Annotated in this window: 18 protein-coding genes; 10 read left to right on the top strand and 8 right to left on the bottom strand. The window is 41.3% G+C overall.

Going from position 1 to position 22,160, the window contains the following annotated elements; translation table 11 throughout:
• Positions 1 to 5 precede the first annotated feature (5 nt).
• Positions 6 to 1,979, bottom strand: coding sequence for a beta-propeller domain-containing protein (locus tag NOS7524_RS04600; protein WP_015137303.1), 1,974 nt, complete (start codon positions 1,977 to 1,979; stop codon positions 6 to 8).
• Positions 1,963 to 3,357 carry a helix-turn-helix domain-containing protein gene (locus NOS7524_RS04595; RefSeq protein ID WP_015137302.1) on the bottom strand — a complete coding sequence of 465 codons (1,395 nt, stop codon included), beginning with the start codon at positions 3,355 to 3,357 and terminating at the stop codon, positions 1,963 to 1,965. Before NOS7524_RS04595 ends, NOS7524_RS04600 begins: the two co-directional genes overlap by 17 nt.
• A gap of 215 nt (positions 3,358 to 3,572) precedes the next feature.
• Here NOS7524_RS04595 and NOS7524_RS04590 point away from each other — a divergent pair, with 215 nt between their 5' ends.
• A complete protein-coding gene (locus NOS7524_RS04590; protein WP_015137301.1) occupies positions 3,573 to 3,839 on the top strand; it encodes a TRADD-N-associated membrane domain-containing protein in 267 nt (88 codons plus the stop codon).
• A 92-nt stretch (positions 3,840 to 3,931) separates the two neighbouring features.
• On the opposite strand, the gene NOS7524_RS04585 is transcribed toward NOS7524_RS04590, so the two are convergent.
• The 3 genes from NOS7524_RS04585 to gcvH all read right to left on the bottom strand — a co-directional run bounded on the left by NOS7524_RS04585 (position 3,932) and on the right by gcvH (position 8,710).
• Positions 3,932 to 4,327 carry a hypothetical protein gene (locus NOS7524_RS04585; RefSeq protein WP_015137300.1) on the bottom strand — a complete coding sequence of 132 codons (396 nt, stop codon included), beginning with the start codon at positions 4,325 to 4,327 and terminating at the stop codon, positions 3,932 to 3,934.
• A gap of 815 nt (positions 4,328 to 5,142) precedes the next feature.
• A complete protein-coding gene (gene gcvP, locus NOS7524_RS04580) occupies positions 5,143 to 8,088 on the bottom strand; it encodes an aminomethyl-transferring glycine dehydrogenase (protein ID WP_015137299.1) in 2,946 nt (981 codons plus the stop codon).
• A gap of 229 nt (positions 8,089 to 8,317) precedes the next feature.
• Complete coding sequence (gene gcvH, locus NOS7524_RS04575) at positions 8,318 to 8,710, bottom strand: glycine cleavage system protein GcvH (RefSeq protein WP_015137298.1); 393 nt, start codon at positions 8,708 to 8,710, stop codon at positions 8,318 to 8,320.
• A gap of 106 nt (positions 8,711 to 8,816) precedes the next feature.
• Here gcvH and NOS7524_RS29840 point away from each other — a divergent pair, with 106 nt between their 5' ends.
• Complete coding sequence (locus NOS7524_RS29840) at positions 8,817 to 8,981, top strand: hypothetical protein (protein ID WP_171815346.1); 165 nt, start codon at positions 8,817 to 8,819, stop codon at positions 8,979 to 8,981.
• On the opposite strand, the gene gcvT is transcribed toward NOS7524_RS29840, so the two are convergent.
• On the bottom strand, positions 8,978 to 10,108 hold the full coding sequence (gene gcvT, locus NOS7524_RS04570) for a glycine cleavage system aminomethyltransferase GcvT (RefSeq protein ID WP_015137297.1): 1,131 nt from the start codon (positions 10,106 to 10,108) through the stop codon (positions 8,978 to 8,980). The genes NOS7524_RS29840 and gcvT overlap by 4 nt on opposite strands.
• Positions 10,109 to 10,249: 141 nt before the next feature.
• Between gcvT and NOS7524_RS04565 the strand changes: the two genes are divergently transcribed.
• Positions 10,250 to 10,744, top strand: coding sequence for a pentapeptide repeat-containing protein (locus tag NOS7524_RS04565; protein WP_015137296.1), 495 nt, complete (start codon positions 10,250 to 10,252; stop codon positions 10,742 to 10,744).
• An 88-nt stretch (positions 10,745 to 10,832) separates the two neighbouring features.
• Here NOS7524_RS04565 and NOS7524_RS04560 read toward each other — a convergent pair whose 3' ends face one another.
• Complete coding sequence (locus NOS7524_RS04560) at positions 10,833 to 11,699, bottom strand: WYL domain-containing protein (RefSeq protein ID WP_015137295.1); 867 nt, start codon at positions 11,697 to 11,699, stop codon at positions 10,833 to 10,835.
• A 178-nt stretch (positions 11,700 to 11,877) separates the two neighbouring features.
• Here NOS7524_RS04560 and NOS7524_RS04555 point away from each other — a divergent pair, with 178 nt between their 5' ends.
• The 7 genes from NOS7524_RS04555 to cas5d all read left to right on the top strand — a co-directional run bounded on the left by NOS7524_RS04555 (position 11,878) and on the right by cas5d (position 21,649).
• Positions 11,878 to 12,138 carry a DUF433 domain-containing protein gene (locus tag NOS7524_RS04555; protein ID WP_015137294.1) on the top strand — a complete coding sequence of 87 codons (261 nt, stop codon included), beginning with the start codon at positions 11,878 to 11,880 and terminating at the stop codon, positions 12,136 to 12,138.
• Complete coding sequence (locus NOS7524_RS04550; protein WP_015137293.1) at positions 12,135 to 12,521, top strand: DUF5615 family PIN-like protein; 387 nt, start codon at positions 12,135 to 12,137, stop codon at positions 12,519 to 12,521. The genes NOS7524_RS04555 and NOS7524_RS04550 overlap by 4 nt, the downstream gene beginning before the upstream one ends.
• Positions 12,518 to 14,695: a type I-D CRISPR-associated helicase Cas3' gene (gene cas3, locus NOS7524_RS04545; RefSeq protein WP_015137292.1), complete on the top strand. Its 2,178-nt coding sequence runs from the start codon at positions 12,518 to 12,520 to the stop codon at positions 14,693 to 14,695. The genes NOS7524_RS04550 and cas3 overlap by 4 nt, the downstream gene beginning before the upstream one ends.
• Before the next feature lie 752 nt (positions 14,696 to 15,447).
• On the top strand, positions 15,448 to 16,467 hold the full coding sequence (locus NOS7524_RS04535; protein ID WP_015137290.1) for a PDDEXK nuclease domain-containing protein: 1,020 nt from the start codon (positions 15,448 to 15,450) through the stop codon (positions 16,465 to 16,467).
• Between the two features lie 18 nt (positions 16,468 to 16,485).
• Positions 16,486 to 19,794: a type I-D CRISPR-associated protein Cas10d/Csc3 gene (gene cas10d / locus NOS7524_RS04530; RefSeq protein ID WP_015137289.1), complete on the top strand. Its 3,309-nt coding sequence runs from the start codon at positions 16,486 to 16,488 to the stop codon at positions 19,792 to 19,794.
• Positions 19,795 to 19,907: 113 nt separating this feature from the next.
• Positions 19,908 to 20,942, top strand: coding sequence for a type I-D CRISPR-associated protein Cas7/Csc2 (cas7d, locus tag NOS7524_RS04525; protein ID WP_015137288.1), 1,035 nt, complete (start codon positions 19,908 to 19,910; stop codon positions 20,940 to 20,942).
• Positions 20,942 to 21,649 (top strand): type I-D CRISPR-associated protein Cas5/Csc1, encoded by a 708-nt coding sequence (gene cas5d, locus NOS7524_RS04520; protein WP_015137287.1) that lies wholly within the window; start codon positions 20,942 to 20,944, stop codon positions 21,647 to 21,649. The genes cas7d and cas5d overlap by 1 nt, the downstream gene beginning before the upstream one ends.
• Here cas5d and NOS7524_RS04515 read toward each other — a convergent pair whose 3' ends face one another.
• Positions 21,650 to 22,060: a hypothetical protein gene (locus NOS7524_RS04515; RefSeq protein WP_015137286.1), complete on the bottom strand. Its 411-nt coding sequence runs from the start codon at positions 22,058 to 22,060 to the stop codon at positions 21,650 to 21,652. It lies immediately after the preceding gene.
• Between the last annotated feature and the right edge of the window lie 100 nt (positions 22,061 to 22,160).

Here is a 22,160-nt window from a genome sequence, read left to right as displayed (position 1 = left end):
TTCTCTTATCCTCCTTTTATGCCTTCAAGACGCAAAAAATGCACCCTACCAGAACTATCCCCTGCCACAATGGTCACGCCATCGAGTGCAACTGCGCAGCTATAAAAGGGGGATTCTCCTGTGAAAGTGGCGATAAGTTCCCCCGTCTGGAGATGCCACACCTTCAGCGTCTTGTCAGAAGAAGCGGAAATTACCCTTTGCCCATCGGCGGTGACGGCGACTGCTGTTACCCATTCACTATGACCACTCAGGGTGAGTAGTTCCTCCCCTGTCTGGAGATGCCACACCTTCAGCGTGTTGTCAGAGGAAGCGGAAATCACCTGTTGCCCGTCGGCGGTGACAGCGACTGCTGTTACCTCACGACTATGACCAGAGAGAGTGCGTAGTTCTTCCCCCGTCTGGAGTGACCACACCTTGATTGTGCCGTCAGAGGAAGCGGAAATCATCCGTTGCCCATCGGCGGTGACGGCGACTGCTGTTACCCAGTCACTATGACCAGAGAGAGTGCGTAGTTTTTTGCACGTCTGGAGTGACCACACCTTGATTGTGCCGTCAGAGGAAGCGGAAATCACCTGCTGCTCATCGGGGGTGAGGGCGACTGCTGTTACCCTGCTACTATGACCAGAGAGAGTGCGTAGTTCTTCCCCCGTCTGGAGTGACCACACCTTAAGTGTCTCGTCAGAGGAAGCGGAAATCACCCGTTGCCCATCGGTGGTGACGGCGACTGCTGTTACCTCACGACTATGACCAGAGAGAGTGCGTAGTTCTTCCCCCGTCTGGAGTGACCACACCTTGATTGTGCTGTCGTCGGATGCGGAAATCACCTGCTGCCCATCGGGGGTGAGGGCGACTGCTGTTACCCAGTCACTATGACCAGTAAGAGTGCGTAGTTCTTTGCCTGTCTGGAGTGACCACACCTTCAGCGTGTTGTCAGAGGAAGTGGAAATCACCTGTTGCCCATCGGGGGTGAGGACGACTGCTTTTACCCAGTGACTATGACCAGAGAGAGTGCGTAGTTCTTTGCCTGTCTGGAGTGACCACACCTTAAGTGTCTCGTCATAGGAAGCGGAAATCACCTGCTGCCCATCGGGGGTGAGGACGACTGCTTTTACCCAGTGACTATGACCAGAGAGAGTGCGTAGTTCTTTGCCTGTCTGGAGTGACCACACCTTGATTGTGCTGTCGTCGGATGCGGAAATCACCTGCTGCCCATCGGGGGTGAGGACGACTGCTGTTACCCCGCTACTATGACCAGAGAGAGTGCGTAGTTCTTCCCCCGTCTGGAGTGACCACACCTTGATTGTGTGGTCAGAGGATGCGGAAATCACCTGCTGCCCATCGGGGGTGAGGACGACTGCTGTTACCCCGCTACTATGACCAGAGAGAGTGCGTAGTTCTTCCCCCGTCTGGAGTGACCACACCTTGATTGTGCTGTCAGAGGATGCGGAAATCACCCGTTGCCCATCGGGGGCAACGGCGACTGCTGTTACCGAGCTACTATGACCAGTCAGGGTGCGAATTAAGTTGCCCCCTGCGGGTGTTAGGTTAGCAGTTAAAGAACGCAACCAAGGAGCGGTAGTTTGCTGCTTGGCTTGTGTTAATAGTGCGGGAATTTCTGATATTTTTTTGTCTAGCAACCGTCCGTGCAACTGACTGACTAACTGGGTTTTATCAATTGCCACAACATGGGCTGATAGTTGCAAAGCTTGTTGAATTAACTTGAGGGTTTTGACTTTTTTTGAGTTATATTCTGGGCGTTCTAACTCTGCTAATTCATCAATCAAATCATAATCTTCAATTAATGCCTGCACCCCAAACTCAGGATGATTAATTTTGGCTTGGATAAAGTCAAAATTAGTCAGCAGTTGATAATACTTTTCTACATTTTCCGACTCAATGAGGTTGTAAGGATACTTGCCCAGATAAGCTTTATCAGCATAAGATTTGGTTGCCCTGGATTTTTTAGAAATCTGCGCCATCTTCACCCCTCTCCCGTTCCCAGTAATCAACAATGCGCTGATTAACTTCCTTGAATATCTTTTTATTGGCTTGCAATGCTCTTTGAGCTTTTAAGAAGTCTAAGAAACTAGCGTGATAAACGCTGTAGCATTCCTCATTATCTATAACTTGCTGTTTCAAATATTCCACCCAATCATTTAAAACATTCTGCACATTATCTTCATCATCCTGTTGAGCGATATCAGCTATCATCTCACAGGGTATCGGCGTACCAATTTCTACTAAAATATAGAGGATAAATACCTTTAATTCATTGGGTTTTTCATTCATCCCCATCCGCGCCCAGTGGGTTTGATAATATTCCTGAAGCCCATCGGGCAGTTGTTCTAAACTTAAATCTTGATAAACACCCTTGCTAATGTCTGGTAAAACATAGCGCAGGTACATAAAATTATTCTCACTCTTCGCTGCTACCTGCTCAATAAAAGTTTCATCAACAATATTTTTCTCCTGCATCCACTTTCTCAAACCATCTTTATGCTCTGGGTCATTGTTGAGAATGAAGTGGATATAGTCTTGGATATCTTTACGGCTTAATTGATTATACTCATTTGCAGTTAAATTTAACTCTACCTGCTTAACACCTTCAGTATATAACCGCTTTTTATTAGGCTCATAACGTCGCCTCGTTAGCAAGAAGTAAACTTTATTTGGTAGAGTTTTAGGCAAATATAAAATATTTTCTGCCCCCGCTTCTTGTTCCACTTCATCCAACGCATCAACTACAATTACCAATCTTTCACCATCAGGAATTTTGGTACTAGCTTTCATTAATAAAGCTGATAAATCATCATTCTCAGCATTTTCTAACTGATAGCGATTAATTAGCTGTTGTCGAATGCTTTTGAGAAATAATTCTGGGCGATTGCGTCCATCTTGCAAGACATTAAAATAACAAATCGCTTTATGGTCATAAACATACTTGGCTGCTATGGCACTTTTCCCCATCCCAGCATCACCTATTACCGTAAAATAGCCCTTGGGATATTGATTAAGGAAGTCTTCAAAAGATTTAAATACAAATCCACGCCCACAAAATGAGCGAATCTTTTCTTGAATAAGCGGTGCAAACTCTTGTGATAATTGCAGATGTTGATTCCAATCTTGAGGAGAAACTATATCTAACGGGCTAATCTTTAAAACTTTAGCAATATTTTTCACAGCCCACTTTTCGACTCCGTTAGGAGCAGGTTTAGTCTCTAGTAACCGTTTAATAGTATCAACACTGACATGAGCTTGAATTGCTAGTTCTTCTTGAGTCAATTTTGCTTGTTTCATGGCTTCTCTGAGCCGAGTTTTTCCTGCTTCACTAGCCTTTACTTTATGGGAATCAAGCATAATAAGTTTTTAAATAAGAATAAAACTAATAAAACTATAAACAAATTTGGACTTTGTTGTCTAGGGCAGATAGGTTTTACAAGTAACCTTAATTGCCCTAAATTGCAGGGCAGATAATCAAGATTAATCCAATCTAATTGCCCTGGAATATCTAAATTGTCTTTATTAGGATACCAATATCCAAATTCTACAGGTAAATATTAAGGAGCTTAACAATGCAAAATCACAATGATCATAATTTAAAAGCAGAATTGATGCAAGAACTATTGCGCCAAGCAAAATTAACTTTCAATGTTGCGTTGAGTGTCACAGCCGCTTCTGCCATCATGACGTTAGGCGGTGTAGGATTACTGTACTTCAACAAAGTATCTGAAGCCAGCCTCACAGCCGGAGGCGGCGCACTAGCTACTATCACCAGTGTTCAATTCGCCAAGCAAACCAAAGAGGAATTATTAGAAATAATAGAGAAAGCAGAGGAGTAAATTTAGGGGCGATCGCTCTCATCTTCCCCTCAAAAACAAAAGGAACACCGCTATACAGTGTTCCTTGTATTTAATAGATGAATAGTGACTAATTATGCACTTTGAGAAGTATCAGTAGATAAAATTTCTGAATTAGCTTTGATGCGGCTCACCATGCTTCTGTGAATGCGATCGCTTTTTCTGACACCACCAGCCATTTCATATTCAATGCTGTCTTTGCCATATTTAAAAGCAACACCAATTAACATTCTCTCTGATAGTTCGCCCAAGTTCTTTTCTAACTCTGTCATTTGAGTTCTGGATGAGTCGATGACAGCTAACGCAGTATTATAAGCATCAATTTTACTCCGATATTCTTCTATGAGCTTGGTCATATTTTCTAGATTGCAATTATTACCAAAATCCATCTTTGGATCAATTGCTTTAAGTCCAGAGGATCTTAACTCTGCTTTTTCTACAACGCGGGATGTGCGTTTTTTGCGAGACATAACTATGCTCCTCAAAAATCCTGATAAAGCTAGTTTGTCTTAATTTAACTTCGTTCCGCTTCAGCGAAGTTCACAAATAATTTAATTTTTTATTAACATTTTGCCGAGAATTATTAGCATTTCTACTTAAATTAGGGCAAATTATTTTACAACAAGTCGGAAATTTTTACGCTGAATCTAATATCCCGCCTCGGAATTATAGCACTTCTCGTTTGTATGCAATACACTCTAACCTCTCTCCAAACCTCTCTCCTACAAGGAGAGAGGCTTTGAGGCTTACTCCCCTTCCCTACAAGGGAAGGGGTTGGGGGTTAGGTCTGTATTAGACTCAACTGCAAACCGCTATAATTCCGAGGCGGGATAAATAAATACACTATGCCAAAATTTGTGTGTACACCTTAGCCTCTACCAGGAGAGAGGCTTGAAAACTTAGTGTCCTAACGACAGAACTTAGTGTCCTAACGACAGAACTTAGTGTCCTAACGACAGAACTTAATGTCCTAACGACAGAACTTAATGTCCTAACGACAGTAACTTGTGTCCTAACGACAGAACTTAGTGTCCTAACGACAGTAACTTGTATCGATAACTCGTTTGATATAGCTCTTAGGCTAACCTAGCCTAAAACCATTACCATCAGAGGCTTTTAAACCTGTCACCTGTCACCTGTCACCTGTTACCTGTCACCTGTCCCCTGCTATATTACTAAATTAAAGGCGATCGCTCCATTATCTCTACAATAAAATTAGGAGCGTAGGCAATGCCCGTCGTAGACATCGCCTATTTATTTCACATCAACCAAGCTACAACTTGATTTACTGATAAGCATCCATTGGTAGACAAGAACAAACGAAATTCCTATCCCCAAAAGCCGCGTCAATTCTGCCCACACTCGGCCAGAATTTATGTTCTCTTGTCCACGGTGCGGGATAGGCGGCTTGTTCACGGGAATAGGCATGAGTCCATTCACCAGCAATGAGACTTTCGGCGGTGTGGGGTGCATTTTTCAAGAGATTATCTTGAGCATCCATCTTACCTGACTCAATAGCCGCGATTTCTGCCCGAATGGCAATCAACGCCTCACAAAAACGGTCTAATTCTGCCTTAGATTCGCTTTCTGTGGGTTCAACCATGATTGTCCCCGCTACAGGCCAAGAGACAGTCGGGGCGTGGAAACCGTAGTCCATCAGGCGTTTTGCGATATCATCAATTTCGATGTTGGCGGATTTTTTGAGCGATCGCAGATCTAAAATACATTCATGGGCAACTAAACCATTCTGCCCTTTGTACAACACCGGATAGTAGGTTTCCAATTTCTTAGCGATGTAATTGGCGTTGAGAATTGCCACCTTGGTAGCTTGCGTCAAGCCGTCTGCCCCCATCATGACAATATACATCCAAGAAATCACCAAAATACTAGCACTACCCCAAGGTGCAGCCGAAACCGCACCAAGTTGAGAATTAGGCATTTTCTTATCCCCACTCCCGACTCCCCACTCCCTACTCCCCACTACAGGATGCCCAGGAAGAAAAGGGACAAGATGAGATGCAACACCTATTGGCCCCATACCGGGGCCGCCGCCACCGTGGGGAATGCAGAAGGTTTTGTGTAAGTTCAGGTGACACACATCTGCACCAATATCACCAGGACGACAAATCCCGACTTGGGCGTTCATATTTGCCCCATCCATGTAGACTTGGCCACCGTGACTATGAACTACCGCGCAGATTTCTTGAATCGCTTCCTCAAATACGCCATGAGTTGAGGGATAAGTCACCATCAACGCCGCCAATTCATGACTGTGTTTTTCTGCTTTGGCTTTTAAGTCCTCAACATCAATATTACCGTTGGCATCACAGGCGACTGCTACAACTTTCATCCCACACATTACCGCGCTAGCTGGGTTTGTGCCGTGGGCGGAGGTGGGAATTAAACAGACGTTGCGGTGTGCTTCTCCTCGGCTTTCGTGATACTGACGAATCACCAACAGTCCGGCGTACTCCCCTTGGGAACCAGCATTAGGTTGCAGTGAAATTCCCGCAAAACCGGTGATTTCTCCTAACCATGCCTCTAGTTGTTGGAACAGAATTTGATAACCCTGTGTTTGTGACGCTGGTGCAAAGGGGTGAATTTTACCGAATTCCGCCCATGTCACCGGAATCATTTCGGCGGTGGCGTTTAACTTCATGGTGCAAGAACCCAAGGGAATCATCGATGTAGTCAGAGACAAATCCTTGGTTTCTAATTTGTGGAGATAACGCAGTAATTCTGTTTCGGAGTGATAACGGTTGAAAACAGGGTGTGTTAAGTATTCGCTAGTACGGGCAAGGGGAATATGAGAGGAAGTTGTGATTTCTGCGACTGTGAAGGGTAATTCATCAGTCAACGCAAAAATTTGCCAGAGTTCGATGACATCTTCTAAAGTCGTGGTTTCATCTAAAGATATACCGACAGCAGTATTATCGAAAACCCGCAAATTAACATTTCGAGCTTGGCAATCTGCGAGAATCGCTTCTAGATTTTGTGTTCCCAACTCTACCCGCAGAGTATCAAAGAAATGTTCTGAACTAATCTGATAACCCAGACGCTTTAATCCTGCTGCCAAGATAGCGGTTAGCTGGTGAATATTCTCGGCAATATTTTTGATACCGTCGGGGCCATGATAGACAGAGTACATACTCGCCATGACTGCGAGTAAAACCTGGGCAGTACAAATATTACTGGTAGCTTTTTCCCGGCGGATGTGTTGTTCACGGGTTTGCAAAGCCAGACGCAAAGCTGTTTTACCGTTGATATCTTTAGACACACCTACAATCCGCCCTGGAACTTGTCGCTTGTATTCTTCCTTGGTAGCAAAGTATGCAGCGTGAGGGCCACCAAAGCCCAAGGGAATACCGAAGCGTTGGGTGCTACCGACAGCAATATCAGCCCCAAATTCACCGGGAGGAGTGAGCAAAGTTAAACTTAAGGGATCTGCTGCTACCGTTACCAATGCACCCTGAGCATGGGCTTTTTCAATAAAAGCGCGGTAGTCGTAGATAGTGCCATCACTAGCAGGATATTGCAGAACTGCCCCGAAAATTGGTTGAGCAAAATCAAAGGTGTGATGGTTGCCAATGATAATCTCAATCCCCAAGGGTTTTGCACGGGTTTGCAACACATCGATAGTTTGGGGATGGCAGTCACAGGAAACAAAATAGGCAGTGGCTTTATTTCTGCACACGCCGTAACTCATCGTCATAGCTTCGGCGGCGGCTGTAGCTTCATCTAATAATGAAGCGTTGGCGATTTCCAAACCTGTTAAGTCAATAATCATAGTCTGGAAATTGAGCAGCGCCTCTAGCCTGCCTTGGGCGATTTCTGGCTGATAAGGGGTGTAAGCTGTATACCAACCGGGGTTTTCCAGGATATTGCGCTGGATGACAGGGGGAGTGATGGTATCGTAATATCCCATCCCTATGTATGAGCGAAACACCTGATTTTTAGTAGCAATTTGTTGTAATTTTGCTAGAGCAGCGTACTCAGTTTGTGCTTCTGGTAACTGTAGCGATTGATTCAGTCTGATTGCTGTAGGTACGGTTTTATCAATGAAGTCATCTAGGCTAGATAAACCCAATACCTCAAGCATTTGCTGGATATCTTCAGAACTGGGGCCTATATGTCTTTGTATAAAATTATATTGTTTGTCTAGTGACTGGCGTTCACCTTCGGTGGAGTGTAGGCGATCGCTAGACTGAGAAATAGAAGCATAAAATACCACAAACTTAAACTCCAGACGCTACTAATTCATATTTTGCAATAAATACTCTAGACAAGTCGGGGTAGTTATTGATTCATTGACAATTTATTGGGGATTGGGGACTGGGGATTGGGGACTGGGGATTGGGGATTGGTGAGTTAGGAAGAAATTCTCCCTCATCCCCCTCATCCCCCTCATCCCCCTCATCCTCCCCTGCCCCCTGCCCCTCTGCCCCCCTACTCCCTACTCCCTACTCCCCTTCCACCTCAGCGCGATACTCATCTGCTGTTAACGCATCGTTGACTTCATCAGCGTCATTGACGCGGACTTTGATAAACCAACCTTCGCCATAGGGGTCATCTGCAACTGCTTCGGGAGATTCAACTAAAGCTTCGTTGCGTTCTATGACTGTGCCGGTAATGGGTGCATTCAATTCTTCGACGGCTTTGACTGATTCAATTGAGCCAAAGGTATCTCCTTTGGTAATCGCGTCGCCAATGTCTGGCAGTTCTAAAAATACCACATCACCCAATTGATCTACGGCGAATTCGGTAATGCCGATAGTGGCAATTTCCCCATCTAGCCGTACATATTCATGAGTATCCAAATATTTCAAATCTTGAGGGTATTCAAACGACGACATTTCTTTTCCTCTTCAATATCAAAAACTTATCGCCCTAACAGTGAGGTGATATTTAGTAATTAACTGTAGATTGAGTATCTTACAACACACCCAGGAGGTCAATATTTTGAAGGAATTAGGGGCAGGGGAGGATGAGGGGGATGAGGGGGATGAGGGAGACAAGGGAGAATTTTTACCCAGTCCCCAATCCCCAGTCCCCAATCCCCAGTCCCCAATCCCCAGTCCCCAATCCCCAATCCCCAATCCCCAATACCCAGTCCCCAATCCCTAATCCCTCTTCTTCGACCGATAAAAGGGACGCTTGACTATATTTGCTGGGTATGATTTGCCACGAATTTCTACATCTAATTGCTGTCCTACTTTTGAGAGTTGAGTCGGAACGTAGGCTAGGGCTACGGGATAACCAAGGGTGGGCGATAGGGTGCCACTGGTGACTTCTCCTACTACTTTACCGTCTGCAATTACTGGGTAGCCGTGTCGGGCAATGTTACGTCCTTGGGTTTGCAAACCTACGAGGCGACGTTGTACACCGTTAGCTTTTTGTTGTTCTAAAACTGCTCTACCAATAAAGTCTCCTTTGGTATCGAGGTGAACTAGCCAAGCTAATCCAGCTTCTAAGGGGGTGGTGGTGTCGTCAATATCTTGCCCGTAAAGTGCCATCGCTGCCTCTAGACGTAGAGTGTCTCTTGCACCCAATCCACAGGGAACGACACCAGCATCATTCAGAGTGCGCCATAATTCTATCCCGACATCTGGGTCTAATAACACTTCAAAGCCATCTTCCCCCGTGTAACCTGTGCGAGCGATAAAGGCGGGTTTACCTGATATTGTGCCTTGGAGGTGTCCAAAGGCTTTGATTGGCTGTAGGTCTTCTTTAACTAAAGGTTGAAGATATTTGATGGCTTTTGGCCCTTGTACTGCAATTAAGACTTTTTCTCTAGACAGGTCTTGGAATTGCACCTGGTTTTGGTCAAGATGTTGTAATAACCAAACTTTATCTTTCGCGGTGGTGGCTGCATTGACGATGATGGCGGCTTGTTGTGTGCCAGTGGGATCTTCACCTTGGTAATAAACAATGATGTCGTCAATGATGCCGCCTTGGGGATTTAATAAGACGGTGTATTGGGCTTGACTTGGTTGTAATCTACTCAAGTCTGAAGGTACTAAACCCTGAAGTTGAGAAATTAAGTTTTTACCTTGGAGGGTAAATTTGCCCATGTGGGAAATATCAAACATCCCGGCGGCATTTCTTACCGCTTCGTGTTCACGGGTGATACCGCTATATTGTACCGGCATTTCCCAACCGCCAAAGCTGGTAAAGCGGGCTTTGAGTTCTACACCCTGTTGATATAAAGGGGTTCGTGCTAAGGTTTCGGCAGTTTGTTGTTGATTAGCCACGGGTAGTTATGCTTATGCGATCGCACTTTAATGTATATCCTATTTCTCTAGGAATGGGGAATGGGGGCATTTTACTTACCACTCACCACTCAGTAATGTTTAATATTAAATGGGAATGTTGAGTTTTGTTAAGAAGACATTATGAGATATTGGCGAGTGCTAGCTAGTTTTGTGCTAGCTATGATTTTGTTGTTGTTTCCTCTGTCGGCGGAAGCTGCTAGTTCTTCTAGCATTACTCGTTCTGCTGGTGATGAAGTCGCGCGTAAAGATTTTAGTGGTCAAAGTTTAATTGGTGCTGAGTTTACTAATGCGGATTTAGAGAACGCTAACTTTAGCGATGCTGATTTACGCGGTGGTGTGTTTAATGGCACTGTGTTAGAGGGTGTAAATCTGCATGGTGTGGATTTTAGTAATGGCATAGCTTATCTGGCTAAGTTCAAGAATGCTAATTTAAGTGATGCAGTGTTAACAGATGCAATGATGCTGCGTTCTACTTTTGATAATGTTGATATCACTGGGACGGATTTTACAAATGCGGTTTTAGATGGGCCACAAGTAAAAAAACTTTGTACAAAAGCTAGCGGGGTAAATTCTAAAACTGGTGTGGATACTCGTGAGTCTTTAGGTTGTAAGTAGAATATTGAATTGTTTTGCGTCTGGGCGCAAAGTTTTGCTTTGCGCCTTTGAGTGATGATTTTGTTGTTTAAAAGCTGTATCTCCTGGTTTAGTCAGAAATTTTCAAATCATAATGTTGACAGCAACTTAACAACTTTTGTTTGATGAGCGATCGCACGTTTTCTGGCGATACAATCACGCAATCGGGGGTATATTGCATGATTTCCCGAATAAACCAAAAGGTATTAGGTACACGCCTCACAACTCGCCGCACTCGCGCTTGATCTGGTAGCCATTCATTGCAGACATCTTCTGCTTTAGCTTGATAAGCAAAAGCTAAGTTATTTAATAAGTGCATTTCCACTTCTATTTGGTCTAAGTGCGATCGCCATTCACCGTCAATTTGCGTAACGGCGGCATCTAGTATGCGGTCTAAACGAAAACACCAGTTATGTGTAAGTTCTGGGATATCCAAATTTCCTGCTATCTCCTCACACCAGCAATCAAGATACTCTCGCTTTTCGTGGGGTGTAATTTTGGCATGGCGAACTGTAAAATTAAATACTCGCTCTGCTGCATCTTGATAGGAAAGTTGAAAGGGTTGCTGACGGAGAATATAGCGATCTATTTGCACACGCCAAGTTGGGGGTGTGTTCCCTAGGAAGGCTTGAATTTCGTTCCGCAGTGGTATTGATAGTTCACCACGTTCTAGTAACAATTGAGCAATAATTTCCGCTTGTTCTACTTGTCCGATATCGGTTAAAGCACCAATACACCGATGTAAGGCGCGGATGCGCGATTCTTGCCAATCATTATTTTTACCAATAATTAGCTGACGTTGGGCGATCGCTTTGATGAGTTTGGAGATATTAGGATCTTCTCCCCACATCATACCGAACTCACGGGCGATCGCTTCTAGTTCGGCTTTATCTCGTTCTGTTACCGATAGGGTTATAGACTGACCTTTACGACTCATAAAAATATACGGACACTTTTATACTTGTATCTCTTGTCAGCTTTTATTTTGCATGGCATTATAGTGAATAACAACGAGTTACGGACAGTTTTTTAAGTATTGCAAATATATATCCGAAGATAAAATTAGTAAACAGGGATTCCTTAAAAAGAAAACTCGCAAATTCGGAGAACCAGGAATGACTATGAATAATTTACTCTCTCGAATTTCCATTGACCCCAATATTTGTTTTGGTAAACCTTGTATTAAAGGTCATCGTATATGGGTGTCTCTGATTTTGGATTTACTGGCAGGTGGAGAAACAATTGAGACAATTTTGGCAGAATACCCAGGTTTAGAAAGAGAGGATATTTTAGCTTGTATTGCCTATGGCGCAGAAATGGCTAGAAATAGCTATGTAGAAATTCCTCTTGGGGTACAAAAGGAAATAAAAAAGTGAATATTAAACTTGATGAGAATCTTGGTAGTTTGCGAGTAGTAACATTATTACGTCTTGCAGGACATGATGTTGCAACTGTACGAGAACAAGGTTTAATTTCCACCCCTGATGAAGAATTAATTGATATTTGCCATCGGGAAGGTAGATGTTTATTAACAATAGATAGAGGTTTTGCAAATCGACTTAAATATTGTCCTTCTCAATATACAGGAATTATAGTTATTCGTTTACCATCCCATCCTAATTTTGAGGATTACCGTACAGTTACACAAACGCTAATTGCTGGGATGGAAGCAGCAGATGCGACTGGTAAATTATGGATAGTTCAAAAAGACAGTATTCAGGAATATCAGGATATTGAAGTACAGGAAAAAGATAAATGACAGAACCATATCATATTACTCTCAAACCCGTTTATTCGCAAACAGTCCCCACACCTGATGGGGTGCAAATACCGAAAAATTGGTCGCTTTCTTGGCATCAAGCTGCTACTTTAGAAGCACTACGAAATCCTAATATTGATGTAGTGTTCAACACTGCGATGACAGGCGATGGTAAAAGCTTGGCTGCATATTTAGAAGTTCTCCAGGGTGAATTTTCAGCAATTGGACTTTACCCAACTAATGAATTAGCCCGTGACCAAGAAACGCAGATTAAAGGATATATAGAAATATTTAAACCAGAAAATCAACCGCGTGTAGTCAGATTAAGTGGTGCTGATTTAGAAGTTTATGCAGAAAATGAAGGATTGAAAAAAGGCGCAGCAATTTCTACTCTCACTAGCCAAAGAGAAGCGTTATTAACTAATCCAGATATTTTCCATTATTTACATAGAGGGGCTTATATAATTCGTGGCGATAGTCCCGATAAACTATGGGGTAAAATTGACAAAGATTTTGATTTGTTCATTTTCGATGAATTTCATGTTTTTGCTGCTCCACAAATAGCCAGCGTGATTAACACTATGTTGTTAATTCGCTGTACAAATCGCCGGAAGAAATTTCTGTTTCTTTCTGCAACACCAGATAGTAATTTAATTGGTAAATTAGAAACAGCAGGATTTCGTTGTCAAGAAATTAATCCTATTGATAAAAATAAATATCAATTTCCTGATACCCCAGAACAAGAACAGCGACTCAAAACTGAAGGATGGCGACAAGTTGCGCGGACAATTTCGCTGAATTTTATTCCTTTAGAGCCGAGTTTTAAAGCATCGGAAGTTTGGTTAAAGGAAAATAGTAATTTGATTTTAGAGCAGTTTCAGCAATATCCAGGTAGTAAAGGGGCGATGATTCTCAACTCTATCGCAGCAGTTAAACGGTTGACTCCATTTTTTCAAGGAATTTTGCAGCCTTATGGATTACAGGTAGGAGAAAATACGGGTTTATCAGGAAAGGCAGAAAAAGAGCGCAGTCTGTCGGCTGATTTAGTTTTGGGAACTAGCACAATTGATGTAGGTGTTGATTTTAAAATCAATTTCTTGATTTTTGAATCGTCCGATGCTGGTAACTTTATTCAACGTTTGGGACGCTTGGGTAGGCATGATGGCTATGAAAAAGCTGGTCAACAAATTCAGTTTCAAAACTTTACGGCTTTTGCGTTAGTACCTAACTTTTTAGTAGAACGGTTATTTCTGGGAGATAGACCACCTTTAGAGGTAAATAGTATTTGCGATCGCCCCACTTTTCATAACATCATCGCTGATAAATATCGCCAAATTAATGATTTTCGTGGCTATTATAAACGTTGGGGTGCAGTACAGTCATTTTACTTGTGTTGGCAATTAAGCGATCGCACGATTAAAGAACAGTATGCCCAAAGCCGAGAACAGTTGCTAAAAGCCTGTGAGCAAGTATTTGACACCAGTTTAAAATCTGTAGGTGGACGTGTTTCAGGATGGGCAAAAGATTGGCAAGCACTATCAGGTAAATTAGGTAATCCCATTGCTGATGATGCTGCTAGTTTTCGCGGTTCGAGTCCTTTGCAATGTGGTTTGTATGATTTAACGGAAGAAAACGAAGTAGACAGATTTAAAACCTACGATTTACCTGGAATTTTAGGTAATTTAGAAATTGAAGTGTGGACTGAAGCGGCATTTGCACGGACACTTAAGGAAACCGCAGCACGTACCGGACAACTTATAGCTAAAGGTAGATTTGCTCACTGTCTAGCATTTATGAAGTTGCGTTCCTACCGTGAGGAAAGGCTGAATTGGAAATTTACCTACTCTGGGGATTTGCAGCCAATTGCAGATGCTTGGAAAGTTCAGGTTTTAACAGGTGTGGAAATTTGGCAACCTGACAATCAATGGATTGGTGCAATTAACAAACGACTTAAGAAGGAAGGTTTAGTCTGTTACGTACTGCGCCGTCCTGTGGCAGAAGTGCGAATGCGGCTAAGGCTACCAATGCACTTTCAGATTTATCCAATTAGCGATCGCAACAATGTTCATGACACGACAGCACCCTATTCTATAGCTTTTGGTCATTCTGCTTTGTTGCTTGATACCTTAGTCTACACCTTCAAAAGCAAAGGAGATGAGATATGGATTGCTTGAGGTTTCAATCCATATTTCCAGGTTGGATAAATTTAGGGGTGAAACTTTTAGCAGTCAATATAGTTTCAATCCCTGATAGGGATTATAGAATCAAGCAAGCTTTTACTAATTTATTGTATAGCTTGCAAGTATGGGCAATAAGGCATAAACGCCTGAGAACAGTATCGGAAGTTTCAATCCCTGATAGGGATTACTGTTTGCCCATATGTTGTGAAGCAAGTTTTGCTACCACTAATCTAGATATTACATTATTTTCTCAAAAAATAAAATTTTTATTCACAAAAATGAACTGTCTTCTAATACTGAACTCAATAAAACTATGTTACCATCACGATCAAGTGTGGCTTCAACGCTTGAGTACAGGAACGGAGACTCGTTGGACGATATTTTATCCCTCTGACGCGCATTGTTTTCTTATTTCTAGCCAGAAGCCTCCAGCAAAACAATTTAATTGGAGGTTCAGCTATATGGAGAATCATAAACAGCTGGAACTCTTTGATCTGCGCTCTTATACATCTAATCAGCCTAGTCTGATTCATGGACAAGAACAGCAGATAAAAGAGACTCGATCATGTATCGAGTATAAACAGCTGGAACTAGATTTATTTCCACAAAAATCTCACAAAAATCCTAAGCAGTTTGTGAGATTAGTTGCATAAGTCTAAATGGGGGCTGAGAATTTGTCAGTTTGAAAGCCCCTATTTTTTCATCTGATAAATCTGTCTGGTCGTTCATAAGAATAAATTTATTTTATGAGTAAACCAATTCCAGACGAATACAAAAATTTACTAATGGAAGTCAAACAACGCATTCGTTCTGCCCAGTATGAAGCATTGAAGGCAGTAAATAAAGAACTCATTGCCCTTTACTGGGATATTGGAAAGATGATTGTTACCCAACAGCAGGAAGCAGACTGGGGTAAATCTGTAGTGGAACAGTTAGCAAAAGACTTACAAACAGAGTTTCCTGGTATTAGCGGATTTTCTGCTCGTAATATTTGGAGAATGCGAGATTTTTATCTAACTTATCACTCGAAAGAAATTCTGCCACCATTGGTGGCAGAAATTGGATGGACTCACAATATAGTCATTTTAGAGAAGTGCAAAGATGACCTAGAAAGAGAATTTTACATCAGAATGACTCGTAAATTTGGCTGGACAAAGAATGTTTTGATTCACCAAATCGAAAATCAAACTTATGAAAAAACTCTCCTAAACCAAACGAATTTTAACCAAACTGTTCCCGCAGAGATTCGCAACCAGTTAAAACTAGCAGTCAAAGATGAATATACTTTTGATTTTTTAGAATTAGCAGATGAACACAGCGAACGACAACTAGAGCAAGCAATTTTAGCAAGAGTTGAACCATTCCTGCAAGAAATGGGGGGCAGATTTACTTTTGTTGGTAGTCAGTATCGCTTAGAAATTGGTGGTCAGGAATTTTTTATTGATTTATTGCTTTATCATCGTCAATTAAAGTGTTTAGTTGCTGTTGAGTTAAAAACTGGAGAATTTTTACCTGAGTATGTAGGAAAAATGCAGTTTTATTTGGCAGCTTTGGATGATTTATCTCGACTACCAGATGAAAATCTATCAATTGGGATTATTCTGTGTAAATCTAAGAACAAAACCATTGTTGAATATGCACTGAGAGAATCCAATAAACCAATTGGTGTGGCAACTTACAAAGTATTTTCTTCATTGCCTCAAGATTTAAGAAATCAACTTCCTGCTCCTGAGCAAGTGGCAAAACTTTTAGAAGGAGTGGAGTAAAAATTTGGAGATAAAACAATGACTGATATTGATTGGTTATCGGGTGATTTTGGATTTGATGGTGATGGTAGCCGCACTATCGAAACACAAGGAGAATTACTCAGCCTGAAACTACTACGCGAAGCAATTCAGGCACAAAATCCTGATGATTCCGTAATGGCAGATTTCGCTGAGTATGTGTTACCAAATCTATTACGCATAGCGATTGGTGTCACTGCTAAAGGTGGTAAGTATTTTGATGCAATTGACCAGCAAAGAGAAGCTGAAGGAAAAACTAAAGTTAGACGAGATAATGCTGCTGATCAATCGTTGAATACACACTTATTAAATGGGTTATTTCCTGCTAATTTAATTGAGAGACGTTTACAGCAGCTTGATACTACAGTCCGGCGAGTGGTGAAAGAAAGAGAACGGCGATTAGTAATTGCTGGGTTTATTTTACATGACTTTGAAAAGTTCCCTGATGTACCGAATGATTGCCGGAAGTTACCGTTAGCAGAACATCGCCCAATTATTGATACCAAAGTCCGCCAATTAGGACTGGATAAATTTATCAATCCAGAGAATCCAGAGGCTTATCAAGAATATATTGATGATTTACTGTGCATGGCTTATAATGCACAAAGTCGCTGGGATACTAACTGGAATTTTTCAGAGTTTGGGTTGAATCCAGTATTGCGCGATCGCACCTTGCGACAACTATCAGGTTTAACTTTATTAGCCGACTCTCTCGCCTCAATTGTTAAACATCCCCAAGACGCAGAACACCCAAAACTTAAAGAAGTTCTGCACTTTTTAAGTGATGGACAATTAAAGCTTACCTATCACAGCATTGCTGAAAATAGAGGCGTTTTAACTAATGTAGTTAACAATGCTTTAATTCAGGCTCATACAAGCCTGAATACAGATGAGCATACCTACTATGAACCTTTGTTATATCTGCCAACTGGCGTAATTTATTTAGCTGCGCGTTATGCGCCTCCTATTTCACCGCAAGACTTACCAGACAGAGTAGTTGATAATATTAAATCGCTTTGTGCAGGACAACTGCGCCTGAGACAAACAGGTTTTGGTAGAGATGGGAAAGGCATGAAATATGCCGAATATTACAACTTATTTTTTGATTCTCCTGGCTTGATGCAGGTAGCTTTAGATGCAACTTTACGCATCTTAAACCCAAACAAAGTTTCAGTTGCTAAAAGTCGCAGTGATAATTTAATTAAATTTCAAAAACAAGGCGTTTTACCTGCTGACTATGACTTTAAATTTGATGATGATATCCGCATTGATCAAATAGCTGAGTTTGGTGATTTAGTTAGTCGCAAAATTTGGGATGAAACGGTACATCGGATTGCGGATATTCGCAAGAAAGATAAAAAGTTACCGGAAGTACCAGCTTTAGATTTAACGCACAAAGTTGCAGAATTTTGGAATTTGACAGGATACTTACCTCAAATTATAAAAATTCAACGCATCAACGAAAGTCTCAAAGAAAACAAATTAAAAGGAAATACGGGAGGTGTACCCTATGAATGGTATTATCTGGCTGCTAAATATTTAGAAAATCATCCTGGGATTGAGAGTGTTCGTCAAACTTGTCAGGAAGTGATTCAATATCTCACAGGTTTAATTTCACCCATCATTTCACAGTACGAATTACCCGATGGTTGGGATGATTTAAGGCTGTGGGTATCACGAGTTGTGATGTTATCCAATACAAATCAAGAAGCATCAGCTAAAACTCAAGTCGATACATTTTTAGCGGAGTTAAATAACTATAATGCTGCAAAAAAACCAGGACGAGGAAAACAATTAATCTGCTCAATATCCCATTCTGCTTATACAGTGACAGAACAGATGGAATCGGCAGTTTTATTTACTCCTCAAGTTTATACAAATAAGCAAATGTTAGGAGGTTCTAACTCCAAGCGCAACATCTCCAGTATTGCGGGTGTAGAGATGATGCTGAGGCAAATTTTAATGAATCAAACGCAAGCTGTGGGTAAACGATTTGAAGATGGAAAATATCGCTATCTTTATTTCTACCCGACTTATTATTTCACACCAGAAACCAATAAGTTTTTACAAAAAGCCTACAACGGAATTGCTCAAACTCGCTTTGATACTAGCGTCCGTAACCACTTTATTAGTAAAGATTTACAGGCAAACTTAGAACGAGAAAATTACCAAAGTGTAGACGCTTTCTTAATTGATGAAAACTTAGAACGTGACAAAGACCGGACATTTAAACTGTCTTATCCTGATGACCAACCTTTAACATTTTACTTCATGGCATTACCGCCAGGACGAGATAGCACCGATACCGAATCTTGGATAATGCCTAGTTGGTTGGCGTTTGCTTTCCCGATGATTTTAGATGTTAAAACTGTGGTGTCTGAGTCACCAATTCCACCGTTTAATGATGGTGCAGAATTTGAAGAAAGCGTGTTTCTGGATAGTGCGCCTCATGCTTTCCGTGCATTAGTCAGACGCGATCGCTTCCGTCTAGATTACATCCTGGAGGGTTGGGAAGACAACGGCATTCAATACGCCGCACCTCTGAATGTGCTTACCGCCGCCTATGCAATTCACCTGGATGTGAATGCTAGACAAGGTAAATCTGGTTATGATGCCAACTGGGGTAAATTTACGGAACTAGCAAAGGATTTTGAAACCAGTCCTTTGTACGTCTTTTCTTACCTCAATCGTTGGGTACGTAACCAAAAACTTGATGCTCTAAGTTTGAGTAAAATCAAGCTTTATGCTCACCACTTTTACCCTTGTTTTGACCCTTATGCTAAATATGATTTTCAATTGGAGAAATGGACTATGGCAGAAGAATCACACTTGCATCATCCCAAAAAATTAACTGACCTTTACCGCAAATTCTACAGAGCAAAATCTAGTAAAGGAAAACCAATAAAGTCTAATGCTATCTTGAAACCAATTGATGAGGCTGCTGAAACTATTATCAAAGCTGACAAAAGTTGTTTTCAAGGCGAAGTATTAGTTGATGCTGTGGCAGCCAAGATTTTCAAATTGATGGAGAGAGTCCGTAATTCAACAGCAGAGGGACGTTGGGTTATCACTCATCGTGATGAGGAAAGAGATGCAATTTTAGATTTTGCACGATATTTTGTTTTAGAAGTATTTGAAAAATGTTTTGCTGGTGATCGCGCTCGTTTAGCAGGTCGTCAACTGAACCTCTTAAAAGATACTTGTGAATTTCTATATCGTTTAGAAAATGATAAGGAACGCCGTGATAAAGCTAATAAATCTAATGCTGAAATTTATGAAGATGAGGATGGGGATGAGGATGAAAAATAACAGCTTATTACAGACTAATACTATCCTTTTGAGTTTTTCATGAGGATAAATTTAACCTTAATCTTCTATCTTCAAGCTGTGTTGTATTTATCTAAAAACTGGAGACAAAAATCATGTCATTTCTAAAAACAACTGACTCAAAATTATTCCATGATGTAATTCCCTACAAACCGATGGGTAAATATGCTCACTTTCTAACCATTCGTATTACCGAATCTTATCCACTATTTCAAACAGATAGTGAATTAAATAAAGCACGAGTAAGAGCCGGAGTCAAAGATAAAACTACGATTAGCCGTTTGTCAATGTTCAAGCGTAAGCAATCAACGCCAGAACGTCTAGTAGGTCGAGAGTTACTACGTAACTATGGTTTAATGACTGCTGAAGAATGCGAATATAACGTAGCTTTTGCAATGGATAATCCTGATTGTATTATTTACGGTTTCGCCATTGGTGATTCTGGTTCAGAAAAATCAAAGGTTGTTGTAGATACAGCATATTCTATCACAGCATTTGATGACTCCCATGAAACTTTTACTCTGAATGCTCCTTATGAAAATGGAACAATGGCAGCAAAAGGAGAGAAAAAATCAGATGGTAAATTAGATGGTGAGATAGGTACAGTGACAGCTAGGATTAATCAACAAGACCACATTAGACCACAAGTATTCTTCCCTAGCATTGTCACCCTCAAAGACCCCACAGAAGCCAGCTTCCTTTACGTTTTTAACAACATTCTGCGGACACGCCACTATGGAGCGCAAACAACCCGTACAGGTAGGGTAAGAAATGAGTTAATTGGTGTTGTATTTGCTGATGGCGAAATTACCAGTAATCTACGCTGGACTCAAGCCATATATGACCAAATGAAAGCTAATAATTCTTTAAATTCTCCTGATCCTTTGGATGAAGACGAAGTAATTAATGCTGCTAAAAATGCCATTGCAACTTTGATGTCTGAAGAATTTATTGTGCATACTGACTTTATCGGCGATGCTTTTGAACCTCTATTAAAAGAAGTGAAAAACCTCACTGCAAATGAAACAGGAATTAAAAGCATATTACAAAAAGCTGATGCAGAAGCTAAGGCTTACGCTAGTAAACACATTAGTAAGAAGAAAACTGCTGCGAAAGCGGGGAAAGAGTGATGGTATTGATTTACCGTTGTCAATTAGAATTACACGACAGTCTTTATTATGCCACGCGGGAAATTGGAAGATTATACGAAACAGAGCCAATAATTCATAATTACGCTCTCTGTTACGCGCTGGGATTAGTTGATAGTGAAATCTATTACACTACGGTGTCTGAAGAACATTCCTATCGCTATTTCTGTCCTGAACAAGTACCAAAATATGAGGAGCATTTAACGCCTCTAAATCAACAGGGTATTTATGTTACTCCCGCATTGGCTATTAGTCATTCTGCTATTCTCAATACATGGAAGTATGCTAACAATAATTACCATGTGGAAATGGAGAAAACCCAGAAGAATATCCCTAGTTTTGGGAGAGCGAAAGAAATAGCACCGGAAAGTGAATTTGAGTTTTTTGTCATCTCCCAAAAGGAACTCAAATTACCAAAGTGGATTCGTTTGGGTAAATGGATGAGTAAGGCTGAGGTGACGGTTGAAGAGTTACCAAAGCCTAAAAATACTGAAGGTTTATTTACTTGTACTCATCCTTTGAACCCTTTGGATGTGATGTTTACTCATCAAGTGATTAGCTATGATGTGGTAAATATGCCTCCAGTTAGTCTAATTCAAAATGTACAAATGCGAGGGCAATATTACTGTTTTGATGATGTGAAAAATTTGAAAATTCCGGCTCGGATGGAATATCGTTTTAAAGGTTAATTACTTCCCAAAACCTTTACTTTGCTTTTTCTTCTTCGCTGGTTCGATTACCATCAACTCGGCTGCGAAACCTGCTTCATTTTGCAACATTAGTTTACGAATTCGCTGACGTTGATAAGCTTGTACTTCAGATGCTAGGGGATGATTAGGGTCAATTTCAAGATGAGTAATTGAAGAAACATATTTTTCTTTAATTTCGGGATTATTTGGCTCTTTTAGTCCGCACATAATCCCACCTTCATCTCCTGAATAGCCTACAAAGTCAATTTCAAATTCTCTGTCTGTATCAGCGTTTTCTCCTTGTTTCTTTAATCTTTTAAGAAACTCTTTTCCAGCCCGTGCTTTAATTGGTAGGCTTTCTTTTAGTTTTTCAACCAGTGCTTTTGCTGCGTTGTAATCATCAATCCTCATGTTGCTAACTCCCTATGGCATTTTTTTTGACCAAAAGAATCCTACTATTACTCCACAGTCTTTACAATTTTAGATACCGTAATTTAGCGATCGCCCCTCC

Origin of the sequence: Nostoc sp. PCC 7524 (assembly GCF_000316645.1) — a bacterium.
Classification (GTDB): domain Bacteria; phylum Cyanobacteriota; class Cyanobacteriia; order Cyanobacteriales; family Nostocaceae; genus Trichormus.
Note: the sequence above shows the minus strand (reverse complement) of the source record. Positions and strands in the feature narration are given on the sequence as shown.

Bases quoted from the DNA above. Each gene is read 5' to 3' on its own strand.
- NOS7524_RS04600 (WP_015137303.1), bottom strand. From the start codon at position 1,979: ATGGCGCAGATTTCTAAAAAATCCAGGGCAACCAAATCTTATGCTGAT.
- NOS7524_RS04595 (WP_015137302.1), bottom strand. From the start codon at position 3,357: ATGCTTGATTCCCATAAAGTAAAGGCTAGTGAAGCAGGAAAAACTCGG.
- NOS7524_RS04590 (WP_015137301.1), top strand. From the start codon at position 3,573: ATGCAAAATCACAATGATCATAATTTAAAAGCAGAATTGATGCAAGAA.
- NOS7524_RS04585 (WP_015137300.1), bottom strand. From the start codon at position 4,327: ATGTCTCGCAAAAAACGCACATCCCGCGTTGTAGAAAAAGCAGAGTTA.
- gcvH (WP_015137298.1), bottom strand. From the start codon at position 8,710: ATGTCGTCGTTTGAATACCCTCAAGATTTGAAATATTTGGATACTCAT.
- NOS7524_RS04565 (WP_015137296.1), top strand. From the start codon at position 10,250: ATGAGATATTGGCGAGTGCTAGCTAGTTTTGTGCTAGCTATGATTTTG.
- NOS7524_RS04560 (WP_015137295.1), bottom strand. From the start codon at position 11,699: ATGAGTCGTAAAGGTCAGTCTATAACCCTATCGGTAACAGAACGAGAT.
- NOS7524_RS04555 (WP_015137294.1), top strand. From the start codon at position 11,878: ATGACTATGAATAATTTACTCTCTCGAATTTCCATTGACCCCAATATT.
- cas3 (WP_015137292.1), top strand. From the start codon at position 12,518: ATGACAGAACCATATCATATTACTCTCAAACCCGTTTATTCGCAAACA.
- NOS7524_RS04535 (WP_015137290.1), top strand. From the start codon at position 15,448: ATGAGTAAACCAATTCCAGACGAATACAAAAATTTACTAATGGAAGTC.
- cas10d (WP_015137289.1), top strand. From the start codon at position 16,486: ATGACTGATATTGATTGGTTATCGGGTGATTTTGGATTTGATGGTGAT.
- cas7d (WP_015137288.1), top strand. From the start codon at position 19,908: ATGTCATTTCTAAAAACAACTGACTCAAAATTATTCCATGATGTAATT.
- cas5d (WP_015137287.1), top strand. From the start codon at position 20,942: ATGGTATTGATTTACCGTTGTCAATTAGAATTACACGACAGTCTTTAT.
- NOS7524_RS04515 (WP_015137286.1), bottom strand. From the start codon at position 22,060: ATGAGGATTGATGATTACAACGCAGCAAAAGCACTGGTTGAAAAACTA.